Source organism: Larkinella arboricola (assembly GCF_003259745.1).
In the GTDB taxonomy this organism is placed as follows: Bacteria; Bacteroidota; Bacteroidia; order Cytophagales; family Spirosomataceae; genus Larkinella; species Larkinella arboricola.
Genome location: NZ_QLMC01000032.1, coordinates 1 through 2,528 on the forward strand (window position 1 = coordinate 1; position 2,528 = coordinate 2,528).

Here is a 2,528-nt window from a genome sequence, read left to right on the forward strand (position 1 = left end):
TACTCGGTCAACCGGCGAATGCCTTCAGCATCGACGTTGAACTTACGCGTGGTCGTGCCGTTGATGACGGCCGAATACGTTTCAGCAAAGTGCAGCGTAACGTTATAGTAGCCGTTGGTTACGGGCACCTCATAACTAAAGTTGCCATAGCGTTCGGTTTGATACAAGGCATCATCTTCGGTCGCATCGATAGGCACCGCCCCCGCATTGGCGGTGTTGCCTCCAGTAAAGTAGGTATCCGCTACAAACGGTCGTCCATCAGCAGCGGTGTAAGCCACCCCACCAGCATTGATCCGTGTGCCTGCCAAGAAGGGAGCCGGTTTAACCGTCACGGTAACAATCTCCTCAGCGGATAAGGCCGGGATACCGTTGTCAGTGACTCTGATGGTCAGGCTTACTGTACCGATTGCCGTCGGCGTCCAGCTAAAGGCGCCCGTGCTGGCGTTGATGCTAGCCGAGGCCGGACCCGACACACTGTAGGTCAGCGTCTGAGCGGGAGTATTTGCATCCGTAGCCTTGACTGTGAACGTCAGCGGCTGACCCACCGTAGCGGTTTTGCTGCCAATGCCCGTCAGCACTGGAGCAGTATTAATGGTATTAACGCCCGTTCCGTTCAGCGCAATGGCCGTGCTTTCGCCGGACCCAGGATGCGTAATGGTTAATGTAGCCGTTTTGTTACCAACCGACAACGGTTTGAACTTCACGGTAACCGCAACACTTTTGCCCACCGGCAAGACAAATGGAAGTGTATAGGGAGCCTGAACCGTGAACTCACTGCTTCCCGTAATGGAAAGGGCGGAGATAACGATGGCCTGATTTCCGGCGCCGTTTGTTACCGTAATCGTGGTATCCTTCGTCGTATTCGTCAGCACATAACCCACCGTTGCACTCGCGGGCGCCGTCAGGGTACTCTGGGCTAACGGTGTTCCCATCGGAGTAGTAGGCGCCGATTTGTAGAACACCTCCTGTGAAGACAGTAAGGGTGAACCTCCCTGCGCACCAGAACCCGCAACTGTATAAATCGACCCATTATTGACAATGGCCTGCGTCGCGTGCCGTCCCTGTTGCAGGTTGGCAAATCTCCGCCAGGTACCAGTGGCCACATTCAGGGCTTCGGTTTCATTATGAGCCGTTGGCTGGCTGCTTTCTCCACCAATCACTACCAGTTCTCCATCCAGAGCGACAACCGAAACACCGGCCCGCGGGGTTGGAATCGGGTTGGGCATAGTAGACCATTGGCCCGTGCCGAAGTCGTACACATCCACCTCCGGTACCGTTAGTGTAAAGGTTTCGTTGGTATTGTAAGACGACCGCCGACCGCCTGCTGCGTACAATTTATCACCAATGATTGCTGCGTGGAAGTGATCCCGGCTATGGGGAGCATCGGGCAGCACTTTCCAGGTATTGGTAGCCGGATCAAACTCATCAAACCAGTTGACATAGCCGCCACTGTGACCGTTTGTAATACCGCCCGCCATGTAAATCTTGTTGTTATAGACGGCAATCCCGGCGGCACCACGGCGTCTGTTTACTGGAATCTCCGGCCCCTGAATCCACTGATCCGTTTTGGGGTTGTAAATGTAAATAGTCGGAATCGGCGGTTCAGCCGGATAATTATCAGTAAGTACACCGACTGCGTAAATAAGTCCATCCAGCGTAACGGCCTGGAAATGATGCATATTCAATGGGGTCTCGGAAGCGTTCACCCAGGTACGTGTAACCGGATCGTAGACCTGCACGGGTTTGATTCCGCGCCCGCCCATTAAGTAGAACTTGTCTCCGGCCTGTACGTAAGCGCCTTCCTGACGGGCTGTTGGTGCTCCGGACGTTGGAGCTATCGTTTCCCAGGTCCCCACGAATACCGGCGTCGTGATGGTGATCACAAAGCTGTCGCTGACCACACCTCCCCTTTCATCATCAGCCGTCACTTTCACGGTGATACTGGCCGGGCTCCCTACCAGCGGAACTCCGCTGAAGGTGCGGGTGGCCGCATCAAAGCTCAACCACGATGGCAAGGCTGCGTTGTTGCCCTGAGTAGCGGTGTATGACAAGAGATCGCCGTCGGGATCCGTGAAGCTATTCTCACTAAACTGATAAATGAAGGTACTTCCAACAGCGGCATTCTGGTCCGGCAAGGCGCTGGCCAGCACCGGCACCTGGTTGGGTGGCGGAGTAGCGGCCACGATCTCTATGGCATTAACTTTAGGATTTTGAGATGTGCCCTGACTGAAGGCCAGGTTCAGCGTACCATCAGTGACGAACACGCCCACCGTTTCCTGCACGGCTTTCAAAGTCCCCCCCGCTTTCTGAGTAATGTCATACTCGGTCAGTCTCCGACGACCTTCCATATCGACATTGAACTTGCGCGTGGTGGTGCCGTTGATCACGCCTGAGAATGTCTCGGCAAAGTGCAGAATCACGTTATAGTAACCGTTGGTTACCGGCACCTCATAACTGAAGTTGCCATACCGTTCGGTCTGATACAAGGCATCATCTTCGGTGTTGTCGATGGGCACTGCTCCCGCATT

1 protein-coding gene is annotated in these 2,528 nt (G+C 54.7%); it reads right to left on the bottom strand.

The annotated features are described in order from the left end of the window. On the bottom strand, window positions 1–2,528 hold a 2,528-nt coding region (locus LX87_RS28460; protein ID WP_211325396.1), incomplete at both ends, for a malectin domain-containing carbohydrate-binding protein.